Annotated in this window: 20 protein-coding genes; 4 read left to right on the forward strand and 16 right to left on the reverse strand. The window is 36.2% G+C overall.

Annotation, left to right across the window (positions count from 1 at the left end; all coding sequences use genetic code 11):
• Positions 1-3: 3 nt before the first annotated feature.
• The 16 genes from dagF to pgk form a co-directional block, all read right to left on the reverse strand.
• Positions 4-744, reverse strand: coding sequence for a 2-dehydro-3-deoxy-phosphogluconate aldolase (gene dagF, locus ACGH6Q_RS00225; RefSeq protein ID WP_065589631.1), 741 nt, complete (start codon positions 742-744; stop codon positions 4-6).
• Positions 744-1,883, reverse strand: coding sequence for a DgaE family pyridoxal phosphate-dependent ammonia lyase (locus tag ACGH6Q_RS00230; protein WP_065589632.1), 1,140 nt, complete (start codon positions 1,881-1,883; stop codon positions 744-746). Before ACGH6Q_RS00230 ends, dagF begins: the two co-directional genes overlap by 1 nt.
• Positions 1,861-3,015 (reverse strand): amidohydrolase/deacetylase family metallohydrolase, encoded by a 1,155-nt coding sequence (locus tag ACGH6Q_RS00235; RefSeq protein WP_411591381.1) that lies wholly within the window; start codon positions 3,013-3,015, stop codon positions 1,861-1,863. The genes ACGH6Q_RS00230 and ACGH6Q_RS00235 overlap by 23 nt, the downstream gene beginning before the upstream one ends.
• A gap of 58 nt (positions 3,016-3,073) precedes the next feature.
• Positions 3,074-3,712: a DUF4310 family protein gene (locus ACGH6Q_RS00240; protein WP_065561395.1), complete on the reverse strand. Its 639-nt coding sequence runs from the start codon at positions 3,710-3,712 to the stop codon at positions 3,074-3,076.
• 29 nt (positions 3,713-3,741) lie between these two features.
• Positions 3,742-4,494: a DUF4311 domain-containing protein gene (locus tag ACGH6Q_RS00245; RefSeq protein WP_034910435.1), complete on the reverse strand. Its 753-nt coding sequence runs from the start codon at positions 4,492-4,494 to the stop codon at positions 3,742-3,744.
• 20 nt (positions 4,495-4,514) lie between these two features.
• Positions 4,515-4,811 carry a DUF4312 family protein gene (locus tag ACGH6Q_RS00250; RefSeq protein ID WP_085163876.1) on the reverse strand — a complete coding sequence of 99 codons (297 nt, stop codon included), beginning with the start codon at positions 4,809-4,811 and terminating at the stop codon, positions 4,515-4,517.
• A 13-nt stretch (positions 4,812-4,824) separates the two neighbouring features.
• Positions 4,825-5,193, reverse strand: a complete 369-nt coding sequence (locus ACGH6Q_RS00255) for an SFCGS family glycine-rich protein (protein ID WP_085163875.1) — start codon at positions 5,191-5,193, stop codon at positions 4,825-4,827.
• Positions 5,194-5,239: 46 nt separating this feature from the next.
• Positions 5,240-5,569: a hypothetical protein gene (locus tag ACGH6Q_RS00260; protein ID WP_174798862.1), complete on the reverse strand. Its 330-nt coding sequence runs from the start codon at positions 5,567-5,569 to the stop codon at positions 5,240-5,242.
• Between the two features lie 654 nt (positions 5,570-6,223).
• Entirely contained in the window at positions 6,224-10,441 is a 4,218-nt protein-coding gene (rpoC, locus tag ACGH6Q_RS00265; RefSeq protein WP_085163874.1) for a DNA-directed RNA polymerase subunit beta', read from the reverse strand.
• 90 nt (positions 10,442-10,531) lie between these two features.
• Positions 10,532-14,560, reverse strand: coding sequence for a DNA-directed RNA polymerase subunit beta (gene rpoB / locus ACGH6Q_RS00270; protein WP_085163873.1), 4,029 nt, complete (start codon positions 14,558-14,560; stop codon positions 10,532-10,534).
• A 245-nt stretch (positions 14,561-14,805) separates the two neighbouring features.
• Positions 14,806-15,174, reverse strand: coding sequence for a 50S ribosomal protein L7/L12 (gene rplL / locus ACGH6Q_RS00275; RefSeq protein WP_034884317.1), 369 nt, complete (start codon positions 15,172-15,174; stop codon positions 14,806-14,808).
• A gap of 58 nt (positions 15,175-15,232) precedes the next feature.
• Positions 15,233-15,730: a 50S ribosomal protein L10 gene (rplJ, locus tag ACGH6Q_RS00280; protein WP_065589635.1), complete on the reverse strand. Its 498-nt coding sequence runs from the start codon at positions 15,728-15,730 to the stop codon at positions 15,233-15,235.
• Between the two features lie 231 nt (positions 15,731-15,961).
• Positions 15,962-16,663: a 50S ribosomal protein L1 gene (rplA, locus tag ACGH6Q_RS00285; protein ID WP_065589636.1), complete on the reverse strand. Its 702-nt coding sequence runs from the start codon at positions 16,661-16,663 to the stop codon at positions 15,962-15,964.
• A 3-nt stretch (positions 16,664-16,666) separates the two neighbouring features.
• Complete coding sequence (gene rplK / locus ACGH6Q_RS00290; RefSeq protein WP_034884321.1) at positions 16,667-17,095, reverse strand: 50S ribosomal protein L11; 429 nt, start codon at positions 17,093-17,095, stop codon at positions 16,667-16,669.
• 187 nt (positions 17,096-17,282) lie between these two features.
• Positions 17,283-18,362, reverse strand: a complete 1,080-nt coding sequence (gene fbaA / locus ACGH6Q_RS00295; RefSeq protein ID WP_065589637.1) for a class II fructose-bisphosphate aldolase — start codon at positions 18,360-18,362, stop codon at positions 17,283-17,285.
• Positions 18,363-18,435: 73 nt separating this feature from the next.
• Positions 18,436-19,599 (reverse strand): phosphoglycerate kinase, encoded by a 1,164-nt coding sequence (pgk, locus tag ACGH6Q_RS00300; protein WP_065589638.1) that lies wholly within the window; start codon positions 19,597-19,599, stop codon positions 18,436-18,438.
• Between the two features lie 224 nt (positions 19,600-19,823).
• Here pgk and rpsT point away from each other — a divergent pair, with 224 nt between their 5' ends.
• The 4 genes from rpsT to dtd all read left to right on the forward strand — a co-directional run bounded on the left by rpsT (position 19,824) and on the right by dtd (position 22,127).
• Positions 19,824-20,087, forward strand: coding sequence for a 30S ribosomal protein S20 (rpsT, locus tag ACGH6Q_RS00305; protein ID WP_025316521.1), 264 nt, complete (start codon positions 19,824-19,826; stop codon positions 20,085-20,087).
• 198 nt (positions 20,088-20,285) lie between these two features.
• Complete coding sequence (locus tag ACGH6Q_RS00310; RefSeq protein WP_167370035.1) at positions 20,286-20,828, forward strand: SPOR domain-containing protein; 543 nt, start codon at positions 20,286-20,288, stop codon at positions 20,826-20,828.
• A gap of 23 nt (positions 20,829-20,851) precedes the next feature.
• Positions 20,852-21,685, forward strand: coding sequence for a virulence factor BrkB family protein (locus ACGH6Q_RS00315; RefSeq protein WP_255456979.1), 834 nt, complete (start codon positions 20,852-20,854; stop codon positions 21,683-21,685).
• Between the two features lie 7 nt (positions 21,686-21,692).
• Positions 21,693-22,127 (forward strand): D-aminoacyl-tRNA deacylase, encoded by a 435-nt coding sequence (gene dtd / locus ACGH6Q_RS00320; protein ID WP_065589641.1) that lies wholly within the window; start codon positions 21,693-21,695, stop codon positions 22,125-22,127.
• Positions 22,128-22,241 lie beyond the last annotated feature (114 nt).

Below are 22,241 nucleotides of genomic sequence, written 5' to 3' on the forward strand. Positions count from 1 at the left end.
CATTTATCCTACTAGTTTTTGTGTGATAGCTAAAAGTTGTTTGACATCATTGGTTCGCGTTGCACCAGTCGCTTTGTCAATAATAGAACTATAGATGTGTGGAATAATTTTTTTTACACCTGCATCTAAGGCAATTTTTAAAATTGCTTCATAATTATCTAAATCAATTCCACCTGTCGGCTCAAGATAGAAATCGTACTCAGCACAACACTTAGCCACATACTCAAATTCATCTTTATGTTTTAGACCTCCCATAGGAAAATATTTTATTGAACTGCCGCCCATATCTTTCAGTAAAGCGATAGCTGTTTCCACTGGAATAACTCCTGCTGGCGAATTTGAGCTTAAAGGTCCAGTTGCAATATTAACTAAACCAACTTTACCTGTCGGCGAAACTAAACCATTAATGATTGTTTGTTTTTGTCCTAACAATGCTCGGCTAGTCGCAACACCCGTGAAAACTTGGTTAATATGCTGTGGTTGAAGTACCGCTGAAATTTCAGACACCATAGTTGACTGATTTGGATCACCTGCACCAAGCCCCACAGAAATAGCATTATCGATAGCTGCAGCGTATTTTTGCATATCCTCAATCGCCGATTCATTATCTGAATAGTTTTTAGATAAGATACCAACAACTACATGACTTTGTGCCGCTTCATAAATCTCTTTTGCATTATCGATTGAATTTGCTAAAACATTTAAACAAACACGATCATTATAATAATTTGGAGTCAGTTGCATTATTTTGCTCCTTGAATAATATTTTTGATTTTGTTGTAAATAATATCGAGTTGGGCTGATGTTACACTACGCACATCGGCATCAACTTTACCTTCATTGGCTTTATATTCTCTGAAATACACTGCTATTTCGCCTTTTTTCATCAGGTCAACTATCTCAATTGCAGATTTACCTATTACACTTGCATCAAACGTTATTTCTGCACGCGCAATATCACGTCCTGCGCCATCCCAAACGACTCTGGCTGATACTCCATCAAGTGTATTTAGGCTTTCAATAAATGGCGTCATTTTAGTCACCATTTGCTGTCCTGTTTCAGTCTTTTTATCAGTAATATAAAGTTCAATAGCTTTTGTTAATCCTAAAATACCTTCTTTTCCTACTTTCATTGGTCGGCCAATACCTTGTGATTGTAGTTTTAACCATTCCACCGCCTGATGACGACCAATAACCAAACCACTAGTTGGCCCTTCGATTGCTTTAGCACCACTATAAACAACCAAATCTGCGCCTTGCTGATAATAAGTTTGTAAATCTTCTTCTGCCGCTGCATCAACAATTAATGGGACATTATGTTTTTTTGCAATTGCTGCTGTTTGTGCAACCGACAACATACTTTTTTGTACACAATGATGTGACTTAATATATAAAATTGCGGCAGTATCTGGATTAATTAGTGATTCAATATGCTCAGGCTTACACTCGTTGGCATAACCAGCTTCAACAATAATCCCTCCACCTAAAGAAACCATTGTGCCAATTGGTGCACCAAAATTAACATTATGACCTTTAGGAACAATGATTTCACGGGGGACATATTTGTCAGATGAATGTAAATTAAATAATAAATCGCGATCATCCTTAATAATTAATCCAGCAACAGCTTGGGCAATACCAGCAGAAGCACATGATACTACCACCGCATTTTCAACATTAAGCAATTTAGCAATATATTGGCCTGTTTTATCAACCAAATCTTTAATTTCAAAATATTCATTTAGCCCATGGGATACAGTATCGACCACTTCAGGCCTTGGCGTTGAAACACCTAAAATTGTCATTCGTCCTGATGCATTAATTACCTTTTTTAGGTTATATTTACTGTAAACATCTTTTTCAGTTTGAGATTCTGAGCTCATTTTTACTACCTTCTTCTGTTATTTCAATTCGTATCAAATGGTTTTTCTCATCAGCAACAATAGAGGCTAGAGGAACAAATTGCTCATCACTTTGTCTAACTTCACCTTCTGAATCTAATAATGAAACTGTTTGCTGTCTAATATCAAAAATAGTCAAATCTGCATCATAACCAACCGATAAAACACCTTTATTTTTAAGTTGCAAAACTTGTGCCACATTTTTCGTCACACTATCAATGATTCTTTTTCGACTATAACCAAGACAGATAAACTTTGTCATCACATTAGCCAGGCTAAAAACTGGTCCCTGTAAACGATTTTTAGAATAAATATCAGAGCTAATAGTATTAGGATAAATATCTAAGCATTTAGCTCGTTCTGCTACTGAAAAACTAAAACTTTCACCACCATGACCGACATCCAATATCACACCACGTTCAATTGCTCGTTTAATTGAACCACGCAGTTTATTTTGTTTATCAAAGATTTGATTGGGTTTACCATTAAAACAATGTGTAATAATGTCACCTTTTGTTAACAAATCAGCAATTTCATCAAGCTCTGGAGGATTATTGCCAACATGGATCATTAAAGGTAAACCACTCTTTCTTTGCATTTCTTTAGCTTTAATTAAGGGTAAAATGCCATTTTCACCTACTACACTACGGCTCATTCGCACTTTGATCCCAATAATAAAATCGGGATACTTAGCTAATGCCTCATCAAATAAGGGTACATCAATATCTTGTATATCGGCGAGTTCACTTTGCCTTAATAACCCGATTTTAGAAATATTTAAAAAAGAGTAAACATGTGTACTTGCTTGCTGAGCTAATTGATAAAACTCATCTACATCGATAGCTCCAATGCTACCAGCATCAACAACAGCGGTGACACCAGCTTTAACGCCGATCAAATCAGGATCATCATGATAAATAGGTGAACGAGCAAAACAATGGGTGTGTGAATCAATCCATCCAGCACTGACATAGTGCTTATTTTGTAGATCTAAGACACGCTCAGATTGGTCTATAATAGAACTAGCAATCGCAACGATCTTTCCATGATGAATAGCAATATCTGTTACTGATTCATCAATTTGTTTGGCATTTTTTATAATTAAATCATACATATTCTATTCCGAATCCCCTCTTTGCAATTTAATAAATTACAGAGGGGAATAACTAATATTATAAAATTGGGAATATACCACCAAAAATCATAGCACCTAAAATAGCTCCACCTGTGATTGGTTTTTTCCATACATAAAAAAGTAGCGCCCCCAACAATGAACCGGTACCAATAGGAATTGAAGCAACCATCGCAGATAAAATAATCATAGGACCAAGAAATCGTCCTGATGCATTACCTGCCCCCATCATGACATCAGCACCAAAAGTTGAACCACCACTACTATTGACGGTGAATTTACGGATAAGAATAATAATTAAGCCTATAAGCGCACCTAATATCAATCCGGTTGCTAACGCTACAAAAAAATTTTCAACAGGTAAAGTATAGCCGCCAGCTAGCAGTAACGCTGGTACACCAAGCCCAATACCTGTTTGCAATGCACCTCCGATATCTAAAATGCCGACCAATGAACCTTCAATAACACGAGCAAATAAAAAACTAGCACCAAAAGCCGCGACAGCGCCATAATCGCCAGTGGTCATTCCTGATTTAAGCATAGCAACAAATGCAATTTCATTAAATGCACCAATACCGTACACATAGAATGTATGCGTTCCAGCAAAAATACCGGCAGATAATAGCCCACAAATGATAGGGAAAGACCAATCGGCATACCAAAAACTTTTATTGATCATTGTTTGTGTATTCATAATGTATCCCTATATTATTTAAACCAATAAGATAAACCATCTCTAAACGAGTTAATCATCTTCAAATCAAAACCACGGAAATATCCACTCATAACAAATAAAATAATGACAGCAACTAACATGATTTTCATCACACGGTTCCAGCCACTATCATCTACACCTTTGCCAATCAATATACCCAACACCAACCCTGGTACTGCATTGCCCATAATTAACTGTGCAAGCCCACCAAATAACGTTCCCCAAAATCCACTACGACGCCCTGCATCTAGAGCGGCTAACCAGAAAATAACAGGCATAACCGTTGCAACTAACAAGTTAGCGGCAGGAACAAGAACCTTCGTTGCAGTAATTTTTAGCGAATCAGGAATAACTGAAGTGGTTGTATTTAAAAATAACACCACAATCATCCCAATAAATGCACAAGCAAATGCCATTTTTTTAGGATCATGTAAGGTTTCTGCAAGATTACGATTTTTTATCATCAATAAAGCTCCACCCCAGTTAGGGATGATGCGATGATCAACGTCTTGAGTAAAAGAACCAGCAGCAACCGATGAAGCCCACGCATTAAAAAAAAACCCTAAACCAAATGAAAAGTGCGCTGCAGGATCACCTTCACAAGAATTAAGTTCACCTAATGTCCGAAACGCACCCATCCCTTGATAAGTTGGCGCATGAAACATTCGAGCAGCTCCCGCACCGACCCCAAAACCACAAAGTCCGCCGATAATAATAGACTTGAATGCAATAATTAAAATTTCCATAACTTCCCTTTTACGTTATGTTATTTTGAAGTAAATTTAATATCATTTAAATCAATAAAAATTACGTTAACAGATACATCAAGCGTGATTTCATAAAATGTCTTTTTCCTTGGCAAAAAGATAAACAAAAAACGTTCTGTTGTTATCTTTTCTATTGCTGATACAACTTGAATATCAATTGGTTCTATTCGCAACATAATATTATTAATGTTTTTGAGTACTTCTTTCTGAACCTGACTTAAAGCTATAGCAAAAGCTCGCTGCTTAGAATCACCATGACCTTTTACTCTAACAAGTATTTGTTCTGTTTTTTTCATTCTTATTTACCGTTTATGAACGTGAATATTTTTTAAGAAATGCTTTTGCTACACGTTGTCCTAATTCTTCCGTGTCCATAAAACCAAAACCAAGAACTTTACAGCCGTCATTAATAGCTGTTTCACCTTCCTCAATTGATCGCATACCATGGCGTTGTGAATAGCCATATTTATTTTGTGCAGTAATAGCACCAGCTCCACCACTACCACAAAATGAAAGGCCCAAATCGGCATTTTCTTTATTCATTACATCACCTAATTTCATATCTGCTGCCATACCTGGAATGACGATTGCACGACAACCTTCTACTGAGTTAATTCCCTCCGCAATTTTTTGCCCTTTTCCCATTCTATCGCCGATAACAATGACTACTTCTGCCATAATATTTCTCCTATTAATTATTGTTTTTTACTTGTCTAGTAATCGTTTAATTTGCTTTAGCTACTTCATAATGAACTGCCAATAAATATGCTTCTTCTATCGGTAAATTATCAAATAAGTTTATTGTTTTTCTTGCCAGTTCTAAAGATTCTTCTGAAAGTTCATCAAATAACCCAGGGTCGACTTCAGGTAATGTTTCTAATGTTTTGGCCCTTTCAACCATAGCTTTTACATGTGAAAATAACATCGCTTTTTGAACATCATTTTGTATGATTTGATGCTGTACTAACCAACTATTGATGATCGTAATGGTTTGTTCAATAACTAACTCTGGTTCTAAATTATCCTCGATCATTCGAAATTTTATTGGGTTCATAGCTAATACATATCTCTTATTGTTTTTTGAATTGGATAGAATAAGCGTAAATCAATCAAGGCTTAATGTGGATAGAGAATTTTTCCGTCTGCAAGAGGAAATTTATTATAAAGTTTGCTAAATACAGCAATAAGCAAGAATTGTTACTCTTGATACAACTATTTATTGATTAAATCTATGTTCAATTTTGTGATTTAGATCATAAAACCCGACCTTCACAAATACATTTAAAAATACAATTTCTATAATTTGATTAATTAGATAATACTGTCATTTATACATTGAGGATAATATTCAAACATTGTAAAAAATAGGTAAAAATTAAAAAATTAGTTTATTTTTCCAAAAACGCTCAGGTTTACTATTGATTTTATTTGATTTTTTTAATATTTAAAAAATTAATCTTTTTATACTTAGCTATTTATATTATGAAGACTATGAGCAAATTGTGCAAAATTAACTTAAGCTTTAAAATCCACTTTAGACATCCACTCTGTAGAAAACAGCGCATAGCTTTCTTCTATTTTCTCTTGTGAAAGGTAAAGACGATTCATTACAACATACATGCCTATACTTTTTATATTTATGACTTTTAGTCATCATATAAAAAAATAGCACGCTATGCGTGCTATTTATGAATCAAATCTAATGAGACTATTGATTTTCTTCAGCAGAATTTAGTAACTCAGCTAAATTAGCTGTAGCTTCTTCAGCTGAAATTGTTGTTTGAATCTCATCAGTCGATGGCATTGCTCGTTTACGTAAACGTTCCTTATGGTAAGCATAACCTGTACCAGCTGGAATTAATCGACCAACAATTACGTTTTCTTTTAAGCCACGTAATTCGTCATTTTTACCAGCTACCGCTGCCTCTGTTAAGACGCGAGTCGTTTCTTGGAACGAAGCTGCAGAAATAAACGATTCAGTCGTTAATGATGCTTTGGTAATACCAAGTAGATCGTGTAAATAAACAATTGGTTCTTTACCTTGAGCCTCAAGTTCACGGTTGATAATCTTCAAGCGTGAAACTTCAAGTTGTTCGCCTTCAAGCAAGCGAGAGCCACCAGGATGGATAACTGTTGCTTTACGTAACATTTGGCGCACAATAACTTCAATGTGTTTATCGTTAATTTTTACACCTTGTAGACGATAAACTTCTTGAACCTCGTTTACAATATAACGTGTTACAGCATTAACACCACGTAGACGTAAAATGTCATGAGCCGATTCAGGTCCATCAGAAATTACATCTCCACGACCAACTTGTTCACCTTCAAATACGTTAAGTTGACGCCATTTTGGAATCATTTCCTCATATGGTTCACTACCATCTAACGGAGTGATAATTAAACGACGTTTACCTTTCGTTTCTTTACCAAATGAAATGATACCATCAATTTCAGCTAAAATAGCAGGCTCTTTTGGTTTACGAGCTTCAAATAGGTCAGCAACACGTGGTAAACCACCGGTGATATCTTTGGTACCAACAGATGCTTGTGGAATACGAGCAAGTGTGTCACCAATATTGATTTCTGCACCATCTTCTAACTGTACTAACGCTTTACCTGGTAAAAAGTATTGTGCAAGCATTTCTGTACCAGTAAGATAAATATCTTTACCTTCAGCATCAACAATTTTAATTGCTGGACGTAAATCTTTACCCACCCCAGTACGTTCAGCTACGTCTAATATCACAATAGATGATAAACCAGTTAACTCATCAGTTTGGCGAGTAATAGTTTGTCCATCAACCATATCAACAAAACGAACAAAACCTTTTGCTTCTGAAATAACTGGCATTGTATGCGGATCCCAGTTAGCAACGGTTTCACCCGCATCAACTGTTACACCATCACCTTTACTTAAAATCGAACCGTAAGGAACTTTATAGGTTTCTTTCATTCGACCTAATTCATCAATAATAGTTAATTCAGCATTACGCGAAGTAATAACCAATTTCTTATCTGGGTTAGTTACAAATTTAGCATTAGTTAATTTAATACTACCTTTGTTTTTAACTTGCACACTTGATTCAGCAGCAGCTCGCGATGCCGCACCACCAATATGGAACGTACGCATGGTTAACTGAGTACCTGGTTCACCAATTGATTGCGCAGCAATAACGCCGATGGCTTCACCTTTATTAACCAAATGACCTCTAGCCAAATCTCGTCCATAACATTTTGCACAAACACCAAAATCAGTATCACACGAAACGACTGAACGTACTTTAACGCTATCTACCGATTCAGCTTCAAGTAAGTCACATTTACTTTCATCAAGTAAAGTATTACGTGGAATTAAGATATCTGCACTACCAGGTTTTAATACATCTTCAGCTGTGACTCGACCTAATACACGCTCACGAAGTGGTTCTTTAACATCACCACCTTCAATAACTGGGGTCATGACCACACCTTCTAAGGTGCCACAGTCGTCTTCGATTACCACTAGATCTTGTGCAACGTCAACTAAACGTCGAGTTAAGTAACCTGAGTTTGCGGTTTTTAATGCAGTATCGGCAAGACCTTTACGCGCACCATGAGTAGAAATAAAGTACTGAAGTACGTTTAATCCTTCACGGAAGTTCGCTGTGATTGGTGTTTCGATAATCGAACCATCTGGTTTTGCCATCAAACCACGCATACCGGCAAGCTGACGAATCTGTGCAGCAGAACCACGTGCACCTGAGTCGGCCATCATGTAAATACTATTGAAAGAAGATTGAACTTCTTCCTCACCTTCACGGTTAATGACTTTTTCAGTTGATAGGTTATCCATCATGGCTTTAGCAACACGTTCATTAGCTGCAGCCCAAATATCGATAACTTTATTATAACGTTCACCAGCAGTTACTAAACCTGATTGGAATTGCTCTTGAATTTCAGCAACTTCAATTTCAGCTTCATTGATGATTTGTGATTTCTTAGCTGGAATCTCCATATCATCAATACCAACAGATACCCCTGAACGTGCTGCATAAGCAAATCCAGTGTACATAATTTGGTCGGCTAAAATTACCGTATCTTTCATACCTAATTGGCGATAACAAATATTTAAAATCTTAGAAATCGCTTTTTTACCAAGAGGTTGATTAATAACAGAGAAGTTCATTCCTTTTGGCATAATTAACCATAAAATTGCACGACCAACAGTTGTATCAACAATCGAGGTAGTATCTTCCCACTCACCTACACTATTTCGTTGGCTTTCAGTAATACGAACTTTAACTTTAGCATGTAATTCAACTAGACCTAAACGGTATAGCTTTTCAGCTTCTTTAGGACCAGTTAATACCATGCCTTCGCCTTTGGCATTAATTTTATCACGAGTCATATAGTAAAGACCTAAAACCACGTCCTGAGAAGGAACGATAATAGGTTCTCCACTTGCAGGTGAAAGAATATTGTTGGTTGACATCATTAACGCACGTGCTTCTAACTGAGCTTCTAACGTTAATGGAACGTGAACCGCCATTTGGTCACCATCAAAGTCAGCATTAAATGCCGCACAAACTAGTGGGTGTAATTGAATCGCTTTACCTTCAATTAGGATAGGTTCAAATGCCTGAATACCTAATCTATGTAATGTTGGAGCACGGTTTAATAATACTGGATGTTCACGAATAACTTCATCTAAGATATCCCAAACAATTGCATCTTCACGCTCAACCATTTTCTTCGCAGCTTTAATGGTTGTTGCATAACCGCGACGTTCTAATTTCCCATAAATAAATGGTTTGAATAATTCAAGTGCCATTTTCTTTGGTAAACCACACTGATGCAAATGCAAGTATGGACCTACAGTAATTACAGAACGCCCCGAATAGTCAACACGTTTACCTAACAGGTTTTGACGGAAACGACCTTGCTTACCTTTGATCATATCAGCAAGGGATTTTAATGGGCGTTTGTTAGAACCTGTAATCGCACGACCTCGGCGACCATTATCTAATAATGCGTCAACAGATTCTTGTAACATACGTTTTTCATTACGTACAATAATATCTGGTGCAGCTAAATCCAATAAACGTTTTAAACGGTTATTACGGTTAATAACTCTACGGTAAAGATCATTTAGATCTGATGTTGCAAAACGCCCACCATCTAGTGGAACCAATGGACGTAAATCTGGTGGCAACACAGGTAATACATTTAAGATCATCCATTCAGGTTTGTTTTCTGATTGAATAAATGCTTCAATAATCTTAATACGTTTAGTTAGTTTTTTACGCTTAGTTTCAGAATTAGTAGTTGCTAGCTCATCGCGTAGAGCTTCACATTCTGCTTGCACATCAATATTACGCAATAATTCTTGGATAGCTTCAGCACCCATACGAGCATCAAACTCATCACCAAACTCTTCTAACGCGTCAAGATATTGCTCTTCAGTTAAAATCTGACCTCGCTCTAAATTAGTCATGCCACCATCAAGAACCATAAATGACTCAAAATAAAGCACTCGTTCAATATCGCGAAGTGGCATATCAAGTAATAAGCCGATGCGAGAAGGTAATGATTTTAAAAACCAGATATGAGCAGTTGGAGATGCAAGTTCAATGTGCCCCATACGTTCACGACGTACTTTAGCTTGAGTTACTTCAACTCCACATTTTTCACAAATAACACCACGGTGTTTTAGACGTTTATATTTTCCACATAAACATTCATAATCTTTTACTGGTCCGAAAATACGTGCACAAAACAACCCATCACGTTCAGGTTTGAACGTACGATAATTGATTGTTTCAGGTTTTTTGACTTCACCAAAAGACCATGAACGAATCATATCAGGAGAAGCAAGGCCTATCTTGATAGCATCAAAGTCTTCAGTTTTTGTTTGTGCTTTTAGAAACTTTAATAAGTCTTTCACAATTGACTCCTATGGAGTTAAACCAATTAGATAACTTATTATTACTAATAAGTTATCCCTATAAATAGAAATCATTTAAGTTAGAGAAAATTACTCTTCATCTAACTCTATATTTATACCTAGCGAACGAATCTCTTTTAATAGTACATTAAATGATTCTGGAATCGCAGGCTCCATACGATGATCACCATCTACAATATTTTTATACATCTTAGTTCGACCGTTTACGTCATCTGATTTAACAGTTAACATTTCTTGTAAGGTATAAGCTGCACCATATGCTTCAAGTGCCCACACTTCCATCTCACCAAAACGTTGACCACCAAATTGAGCTTTACCACCCAATGGTTGTTGAGTAACCAGACTGTATGAACCTGTAGAACGAGCATGCATTTTGTCATCAACTAAGTGATTCAATTTGAGCATATACATATAACCTACAGTAACTGGACGTTCAAATTTTTCACCTGTACGACCATCATACAGAGTAATTTGACCAGAAGTTGGTAAGTCACCCAGTTCAAGTAATGCCTTAATTTCTTGCTCTTTAGCACCATCAAATACAGGTGTTGCTAATGGCATACCATTACGTAAATTTTGTGCTAAAGTCATCACTTCTTGATCAGTGAATTGTGCAACATTAACTTTTTGCGCAGCACCTAAACCAAGATCATACGCTTTTTGAATAAATTCACGTAATTTAGCTAATTCTTGCTGTTCTTTTAGCATAGCATCGATCTTCTGACCAATACCTTTAGCAGCCATACCCAAATGAGTTTCTAATATCTGTCCAATATTCATACGGGACGGAACACCTAGCGGATTCAATACGATATCAACTGGACGACCTTTTTCATCATATGGCATATCTTCAATTGGATTAATTTTTGAAATAACCCCTTTGTTACCATGACGACCAGCCATCTTATCACCAGGCTGAATTTGACGTTTAACTGCCAAGTAAACTTTAACGATTTTAAGAACGCCAGGCTGTAGATCATCGCCTTGAGTAATCTTCATACGTTTAGCTTCAAGTTTTTTGTTAAACTCTGTTTTTATTTCGTCGTACTGTTCAGCCAACTGTTCTAATTGAGCTTGTTTATCTTCGTCTGCAATACCAATTGTTAGCCATTTTTGATGTGGTAAAGCATCTAATTTATCCGCTTTGATTCCACCTGAAATTAATACATCACGAATTCGAGCAAACAATGCAGCTTCTAAGATTTTAAGTTCTTCAGTTAAATCTTTTCTCGCCTGCTTGAGTTGCATCTCTTCGATTTCAATTGCACGTTTATCTTTTTCTACGCCATCACGAGTAAACACTTGAACATCAATAACAGTACCTGAAACACCATTTGGCACACGTAATGAGGTATCTTTAACGTCAGATGCCTTTTCACCAAAAATAGCACGTAGCAATTTTTCTTCTGGCGTTAATTGAGTTTCACCTTTAGGTGTCACTTTACCAACCAGAATATCGCCACCTTTTACTTCAGCACCGATGTATACAATACCTGATTCATCAAGTTTAGACAGTGCTGCTTCACCTACGTTTGGAATATCCGCCGTAATTTCTTCTGCACCTAATTTTGTATCACGAGAAATACAAGATAACTCTTGAATATGAATCGAGGTAAAACGGTCGTCTTGTACCACTTTTTCAGAAACTAAAATAGAATCCTCAAAGTTATAACCATTCCATGGCATAAATGCCACTCGCATATTTTGCCCTAATGCCAATTCACCTAAGTCAGTAGATGGACCATCTGCAAGTACATCACCACGTTCAACTTTTTCTCCCAACTCCACACATGGAATTTGGTTAATACAAGTATTTTGGTTAGACCGTGTATATTTAGTTAAGTTATAAATATCAATACCTGTTTCACCAGCATATATTTCATCAGCATTAACATTAACCACAATACGCGATGCATCAACATATTGAACTGTACCACCACGACGAGCAACCGCTGTTACACCCGAGTCAACAGCTACTGCACGTTCCATACCAGTCCCAACAAACGGCTTTTCAGCTTTTAAGGTTGGTACTGCTTGACGTTGCATGTTCGCACCCATTAAGGCACGGTTCGCATCATCATGTTCAAGGAATGGAATCAATGAAGCACCAACAGATACAATTTGTTGTGTTGATACGTCCATATAATGAATTTGTTCAGGACTATATAAACCTGATTCACCACTTAAACGACAAGTTACTAAATCTTCTTTAAAACGACCATTTTCATCAAGATTTGAGTTTGCTTGAGCAATTACAAATTCACTTTCATCAATCGCTGATAGATAATTAATTTCATCAGTTACAATGCCATCAATAACACGACGATATGGTGTTTCTAAAAATCCATACTCATTGGTACGAGCATAAACTGCTAATGAATTAATCAAACCAATGTTTGGACCTTCAGGCGTTTCGATTGGACATACACGCCCATAGTGCGTTGGATGTACGTCACGCACTTCAAATCCTGCTCGCTCACGCGTTAAACCACCTGGTCCTAAAGCTGAAATACGACGTTTATGCGTAATTTCGGATAATGGGTTGTTTTGATCCATAAACTGAGATAACTGACTTGAACCAAAGAATTCACGAATCGCTGCTGAAATTGGTTTAGCATTAATCATATCTTGTGGCATTAGTGAATCAAGATCACCTAGAGATAAGCGTTCTTTCACTGCTCGTTCAACACGAACTAAACCAATACGGAATTGGTTTTCTGCCATTTCGCCAACACTACGAATACGTCTATTACCTAAATGGTCGATATCATCAACTTCACCGTGACCATTACGAATAGCGATTAATTTCTTCATTACGTCAACGATATCATCTTTCGTTAAAACGCTTTCACCTTCAATGTCATCACGCCCTAATGAACGGTTAAATTTCATTCGACCAACAGCAGATAAATCATAACGTTCTTCAGAAAAGAATAAATTATCAAATAACGCTTCAGCTGCTTCTTTTGTAGGTGGCTCACCTGGACGCATCATGCGATAAATTTCAACTAATGCTCCAAGTCGATCACGAGTTGAATCAACATTTAATGTCTCAGAAATAAATGCACCATGATCTAAATCATTAGTGAATAATGTTTCTATCTTTTTATAGCCAGCATTCGTTAATTGAAGTAATAGTTCTAATGAAATCGGTGTATTGGCAAAAGCAATTACCTCACCTGTTTCTTCATCAACATAATTTTTAGCAAGAACTTTATTAACAATATATTCAACTGGTACATCAATTTTGCTAACTTTATCTTTTTCTAACTCACGAATGTGACGAGCTGTAATACGTCGACCTTTTTCAGCGTAAACTTTACCTTTTGACTCAATATCAAATAGTGCTGTATCACCACGTAAACGCTCTGGAATAAGATCCATTTTTAACTTAGATTTGCTAACTTCAAAAATAGTTTTTTCAAAGAAAATATCTAAAATTTCTTCTGTTTCATAACCTAATGCACGTAAAATAATTGTTGCTGGAAGTTTACGACGACGGTCAATACGAGCAAAAAGATTATCTTTTGGATCAAATTCAAAATCAAGCCAAGAACCACGATAAGGAATAATCCGAGCATTATATAAAACTTTACCAGAAGAGTGCGTTTTACCTTTATCACTATCAAAGAACACACCTGGACTACGATGTAATTGCGATACGATTACACGCTCTGTACCGTTTATCACAAATGTACCATTGTCTGTCATTAAAGGAATTTCGCCCATATAGACGTCTTGCTCTTTAATATCTTTAACTGTTCCCTCTGGCGCATCTTTATCATAAATAACTAAACGTAATTTTACGCGCAACGGTGCTGAGTAAGTGATCCCTCTAATTTGACATTCTTTAACATCAAACACAGGTTCGCCCATCATAAAGCTCACGTACTGTAACTCAGCGTTACCACTATAACTTTTTATCGGAAATATTGAACGGAATGCAGCTTCTAAGCCATATTGTCCTTCTGGATCTTGCTCAATAAATTTCTGGAACGAATCAAGTTGAATAGAAAGAAGATACGGTATATCCAAGACTTGTGGACGCTTACCAAAATTCTTACGAATTCGTTTTTTCTCGGTATAAGAGTAAACCATTAGTTCCTCAACTTGCTTATCTGCTATTTTAGCATGATTAAATATTCATCAGGGTGTTATCGCCAACTGATACACCTGACACCTCATCGAAAATATCTATAAATATCAATTGATTAGGCTTAATAAATATACTATTTCTTTATTATTTTTTATTGATAATCTTCAAATAAAATTCTTTAACTTATTATAGCGCAAAAAGGCTGGAGGTATAAAACCCCCAGCCATTTATCGGAATATCGATAAACTTATTTAAGCTCGACAACTGCACCAGATTCTTCAAGTGCTTTCTTAAGTTCATCAGCATCGGCTTTGCTAACGCCTTCTTTAACTGTTGCTGGAGCTGATTCAACAAGGTCTTTAGCTTCTTTTAAGCCTAAACCAGTTGCACCACGAACTGCTTTGATAACAGCTACTTTATTAGCACCAACATCTTTTAAGATTACATCAAATTCAGTTTTCTCTTCTGCTGCTTCAGCTGGACCTGCTGCGGCTACGGCTACAGCTGCTGCTGCAGAAACACCAAATTTTTCTTCCATCATTGATACAAGTTCAACAACATCCATAACAGACATTTCAGCAACTGCATCTAAAATTTGTTCTTTAGTGATAGACATAATATAGTTTCCCAAATTTACATTTTTTAATTAATAAAATTCACAATCAAACCGCCAATTAAGCAGCTTCTTTTTGATCGCGAACCGCTGCAAGAGTACGAACCAATTTGCCAGCTGCGGCTTCTTTCATGGTTGACATCAAGCGAGCTAATGCTTCTTCATATGTAGGTAATGTTGCTAAGCGATCAATATTCGCTGCAGTAATCAACTCACCTTCAAAGGCTGCGGCTTTAATCTCAAATTTTTCATTTTCTTTCGCAAACGCCTTAAAAATACGCGCTGCAGCACCTGGGTGCTCATTTGAAAATGCAATTAGAGTTGGACCAACAAACGTATCTTTTAAACACTCATATTGAGTGCCCTCAACAACACGGCGTAATAGCGTATTACGAACAACACGCATATAAACACCCGCTTCACGAGCAGATTTACGTAATGCAGTCATTTTTTCTACAGTTATGCCTCGAGAATCAGCAACAACTGCAGATAGCGCACCTTTGGCGATTTCATTGACTTCAGCAACAATTTCTTGTTTATTTTGAAGATTTAGTGCCATTGGTATTGCTCCTGGATTATACTAGGCAAAAGCCTAGACTTATTCAAGCTAGCTACAAATATAGCTAGCACAACCACGATGAGCAGAATCCTTCTATTATATCTTATCAGGTTCTGTCACCGTCTACGTAGGAAAATTAAGTAGTCACACAACAACCACACCTACGGTCTTGGACGGGGTCTGGTTAAGGCCAGACACCAACCGATTTCTCTATTTAATTATAAATAATAATTAAACAGTTGCATTTAATGTTGCTTGATCAATAGCAACACCAGCACCCATTGTAGTAGAAAGGCTAACTTTCTTAATAAATACACCTTTAGAAGAGGCTGGTTTAGCACGTTTCAACGCAACAAGTAATGCTTCTAAATTTTCTTTAAGCTTATCTGCATCAAAATCAGCTTTACCAATAGTAGTATGGATAATACCATTCTTATCATTACGGTAACGGATCTGACCAGCTTTAGCGTTTTTTACAGCTTCTGCAACGTTAGGAGTTACAGTTCCAACTTTAGGATTTGGCATTAAACCACGTGGTCCTAAAATTTGACCTAATTGACCAACAACGCGCATAGCGTCAGGTGATGCAATTACGACATCAAAATCCATTTCGCCTTTTTTGATTTGATCTGCAAGATCGTCCATACCCACTAATTCAGCACCAGCTTCTTTTGCAGCCTCTGCATTTGCACCCTGAGTAAAGACAGCAACACGCACGCTACGTCCAGTACCATGAGGAAGAACGATCGCACCACGAACATTTTGATCTGATTTACGTGAATCAATACCTAGATTAACAGCAACATCAACACTTTCTGTAAATTTAGCTGTAGCTAATTCTTTTAATAAAGTAATTGCTTCATTGATATCATATTGTTTAGTTGCGTTTACTTTTTCGCGGATAAGTTTAGCCTTCTTAGATAATTTAGCCATGAATTAACCCTCCACTTCCAAGCCCATTGAACGAGCTGTCCCTTCAATAGAACGCATCATCGTTTCAATGGTAGCACCATTCATATCTGCAGCCTTCAATTCAGCGATTTCGCGAATTTGTGCACTCGTTACTTTACCTACTTTTTTCTTATTAGGTTCACCTGAACCAGACTTGATTTTAGCCGCTTTCTTTAACAAAACAGCTGCTGGAGGTGTTTTAGTTACGAATGTAAATGAACGGTCAGAATAGACTGTAATTACAACAGGAATTGGTAAGCCTTTTTCCATGCTTTCTGTTTTTGCATTAAATGCTTTACAGAATTCCATGATATTCACACCATGTTGGCCAAGTGCTGGACCAACTGGCGGACTAGGATTTGCTGCACCAGCTGCAACTTGCAACTTGATGTAAGCTTGTACTTTTTTTGCCATTTTTAGTTTCCTTTGCTTGGGTGCAAACGCCTCTATTAATAATAATTATTAATAAATAGACAGCTCCCCTAAGTTAAATGAGGGCAGAATTATCCTATAACTTAATTGAAAATGCAAGATTTAATTTAAGTATAGATAAATCAAAAGCAAGGCAAATACCTTGCTTTAATCCTAAATAACATAAAAATTAAAGAACACCTACAGCATTAAGCTCTTTAAATGCAAGTTCTAAACGAGCAACTAAAGAATCTTGTCCCTTACGTAACCATACGCGAGGATCGTAGTATTTTTTATTTGGAGCATCAACGCCTTCAGGGTTACCTAATTGCCCCTGTAAGTAAGCTTCATTTGCTTTGTAATAATCTAAGATACCAGACCAGTTAGCCCATTGCGTATCTGTGTCAATATTCATTTTAATTACACCATAACTAACTGCTTCAGCTATTTCTTCCGGTGTAGAGCCTGATCCACCATGGAATACAAAGTTTAATGATTTAGCTGGTAGATTATATTTTTCAGATACATATTTTTGTGAGTTATCTAAAATTTTTGGCGTTAATTTAACATTACCTGGTTTATAAACTCCATGCACATTACCAAATGAAGCTGCAATAGTAAAACGAGGACTGATAGCACTTAAACGTTCATAAGCATAAGCTACATCTTCCGGTTGAGTATAAAGTGCTGAGCTATCCATATGACTATTATCAACACCATCTTCTTCACCACCAGTGCATCCTAGCTCTAACTCTAAAGTCATTTTCATTGCTGACATACGAGCAAGATATTGACAACAAATATCAATATTATCTTTTAATGACTCTTCTGAAAGATCAATCATATGAGATGAAAATAATGGTTTACCTGTTTTAGCAAAATGAGTTTCGCCTGCATCCAGTAACCCATCAACCCATGGAAGTAATTTTTTAGCGCAGTGATCAGTATGAACTATAACAGGGACTCCATATTTTTCAGCCATAAGATGAACATGTTTTGCGCCAGAAATAGCACCCAACACAGCACATTCTTGACCTTCTAATTTTAGGCCTTTACCAGCAATAAATTGAGCTCCACCGTTAGAAAACTGAACAATAACAGGAGAACCTACTTTTGCGGCTGTTTCAATAACGGCATTGATAGTATTTGTGTCAACACAGTTAACCGCAGGTAATGCAAAGTTATTTTCGCGAGCGATTTGAAATACTTTTTGAACATCATCACCAGTGACAACACCAGGTTTAACAACATCAGAAATCTTAGTAACCATTTTATTACCTATAAATTTATTTATAAAAATTAAAGGATGAGTAATTATCTCATCCTTTTACTGAACTCAAATACTAGGCCTTTGCTCTAGCTTCTAACATCGCAACAGCGGGTAGTTTTTTACCTTCAACAAATTCAAGAAAAGCCCCGCCACCAGTTGAAATATAAGAGATTTTATCTTCAATACCAAATAGATCGATTGCAGCTAATGTATCCCCACCACCAGCAATTGAAAAACCTTCGCTATCGGCAATTGCTTTGGCTACAATTTCAGTACCACGACGGAAATTAGGAAATTCAAAAACACCCACTGGACCATTCCATAAAATGGTTTTAGCATTTTTGATAATATTTGCTAATACTTCTGCTGATTTATCACCTAAATCAAGAATTTGTTCATTTTCTTTAACGTCTTTAACTGATTTTTCAGTCGCTGTTGCTGTTTCACTAAATTCTGTTGCAACACGAACATCAGTTGGAACTGGGATTTCACAGTTAGCCATTAATTTTTTAGCTTCTGGAATTAAGTCTGCTTCATAAAGAGACTTACCTACATTATAACCTTCAGCGGCAATAAAAGTATTAGCAATACCGCCACCAACAATAATTTGGTCAGCAATTTTTGATAAAGAATCAAGTACGGTTAATTTTGTTGATACCTTAGAACCGGCAACGATAGCAACCATTGGCCTTGCTGGATTATCTAATGCTTTACCTAACGCATCAAGTTCAGCTGCTAACAATGGCCCAGCACAAGCCACTGGCGCAAATTTACCAGCACCATGAGTCGAAGCTTGAGCTCGGTGAGCTGTACCAAATGCATCCATTACATAAATATCACAAAGAGCAGCGTATTTTTTAGACAAAGTTTCATCATCTTTACCTTCGCCTACATTGAAACGAACGTTTTCAAGTACAACTAATTCGCCTTCTTTTACATCTACACCATTGAGGTAATCTTTTACTAAACGAACAGGGAATGACACGTGTTCTTTTAAATAATCAACAACAGGTTGTAAAGAGAACTCTGGATTATACTCACCTTCTGTTGGACGGCCAATATGAGAGGTAACCATTACTTTAGCACCTTTTTTGATGGCTTCTTCAATAGTAGGTAGTGATGCTTTAATACGCGCATCGGAAGTTACCTTACCATTTTTGACCGGCACATTAAGATCTGAGCGAATAAATAAGCGTTTTCCTTTTAGATCAAGATCTTGCATTCTAATAATAGACATGATACTTCCCCTTGTAAAATATAAATAAAATAAAACTTACGCCATTCTAACATAAAAATTCTTTTTAGGTTATAGGGATTGCTGTGCAAATAATAAACATTAATAATAAATACAAAAACTACCAACATATTTTTTTATGTAACGCCATTGACAATAGGAAGAAATTAAGGCATATTTTGCCACCTTATTAATATGTAATTTTTATCTAAACTTGGGAGTTGACTTTGGCTAATATCAAATCAGCTAAGAAGCGTGCGGTTCAATCCGAAAAACGCCGTAAACATAATGCTAGTAACCGTTCAATGATGCGTACTTATATTAAGAAAGTTTACGCAGCTGTTGCAGCTGGTGATAAACAAACAGCTGAAGTGGCATTCAAAGACATGCAAGCAGTTGTTGACCGTCAAGCGGCTCGTGGCTTAATTCACAAAAATAAAGCTGCACGTCATAAAGCAAATTTAATCAAACAAATTAAAGCGTTGGCTTAATACATTAATTTTTTAACTAACATAGTTAAAGAAATACGAAAAAAAGTGGTGTAAGCCACTTTTTTTATTTATATACTAGTTTTATTTTACACAATATTATTAAAAAGAGAGTTTATTGTGGTTCAGCGTGATTATGTCAGAAAAAAGAGCCAATCAAAAAAAAGTAAGTCACGAAATAAGCCTAATTTTATGATATTTTTGGCTATTATAATCATTATTTTATTTTCTGCTATTCTCTATTTTGTTGCAAATAATACACCTAAAAAAACCGCTGAACCGCCAAAAACAAAAACTCAACCTCCTTCAATAACTTTACCTGAACAACCTCAAGAGCGTTGGACATACCTTAAGGAATTAGAAACTCCTAATGCTAATTATGGTTCCGCGTCAAGTTCAATTGCTAGTGAAAGAGAGCAAATCCTAAATAGCTTTGTTAATAATTCACGCAGTGTGACGTCTTCTAAAAAAGAAGCAACAACGCAAAACCAAACATCAAATGTAACATCACAACCAACACAAGCTATTACAAACAAATGGCTATTGCAATGTGGAGCATTTAAAGATAAATCTAATGCTGATAAACTAAAAGCTAAGCTTGCAATGACTGGGGTTAGTGGCAATATTTCTTCAGGCCAATTATATCGAGTCACAGTAGGACCTTATACCAGTAAAAAAGAAGCCGATATCACATTAAACTTATTAAATAGTAATGGGATTAATAATTGTGTTATTTCTAACTAGAATATAAAAAGCCGATGAGATCAATGACGCAAATACAGATTTTTATAAAAATGTTATGGAATCGTATCAACCATGACCGGCTAACAACATCTTCTGCGGGACTTGCTTATACCACTATACTAGCACTAGTTCCACTTATTACCGTTATTTTTTCTTTACTTTCAGCTTTTCCTATGTTTGATGAAATTAGCCATTTATTGAAACAATTAATCTATAACAATCTTGTTCCAACGGCGAGTGACACCATTCAAAATTATTTAGAACAATTCATCTCCAATACAAAAAAAATGACCTTTGTTGGTGTAATTGGTCTGATTGTTACATCACTGTTGCTTATCAACTCAATTAATACAGCACTTAATCATATTTGGCAAACTAAACGCAAACGTTCCTTCATGTACAATCTAACCATGTATTGGACAATACTAACCTTAGGCCCAATTTTAATTGGTTCTAGTATAGCGATTAGCTCTTATATTTTTTCATTGAAATGGCTATCTACTGCAACAACGGGTAATATACTACTTAATTGCTTACCATTTATTATTTCTGTGATTGGATTTTGGCTACTTTATAGCATTATCCCGACCGAGTCTGTACCTTTAAAAGAATCGATGATTGGAGCGTTTGTCGCTGCAGCATTATTTGAAATAGGTAAACGCGCATTTGCACTATATGTTACTTCGTTTCCAACATATCAACTTATTTACGGAGTAGTATCATCAATCCCCATTATGTTAGTTTGGATCTACTTTTCTTGGTGCATTGTCTTGTTTGGGGCCGAATTTGCAGCAACCTTAACTGACTATAATAGACAAAAAAAACATATTGTTAACAACCCTTCTTTACCAGAGTAATTAAATTATGATCGCCTTAATCCAACGAGTAAAACAAGCTAGTGTGACAATAGACAATAATATCATTGGACAGATTAATCAGGGTTTACTGATTTTCCTGGGAGTTGAGCAAGATGATGACGAACAAAAAGCAATTCGTTTATGTGATAAAGTTTTAGGTTATCGTATTTTCAGCGATAATGAAGGAAAAATGAATTTAAATGTTAACCAAGCTAATGGCGAAATATTAGTTGTTTCTCAATTCACCCTAGCTGCAGACACTAAAAAAGGAATGCGACCAAGCTTTACAAAAGGCGCTAAACCCGATGAAGCAAATAGGCTTTACCAGTTTTTTGTAGAACAATGCCAACAAAAAATAACAACTCAAACAGGCCAATTTGCAGCTGACATGCAAGTATCATTGATTAATGATGGTCCTGTAACATTCTGGTTACAAGTCTAGTTATATAACTAAAATTACATTTAGATAATATTTCGCAAGTTTTACCAATTATTATTTAATATTTGGCATTGTAAGATCCAATTTAAATAGGTTATTGTTAAATAAATCTAGCAA

Source organism: Gilliamella sp. BG2 (assembly GCF_046635645.1).
GTDB lineage: Bacteria > Pseudomonadota > Gammaproteobacteria > Enterobacterales > Orbaceae > Gilliamella > Gilliamella bombi.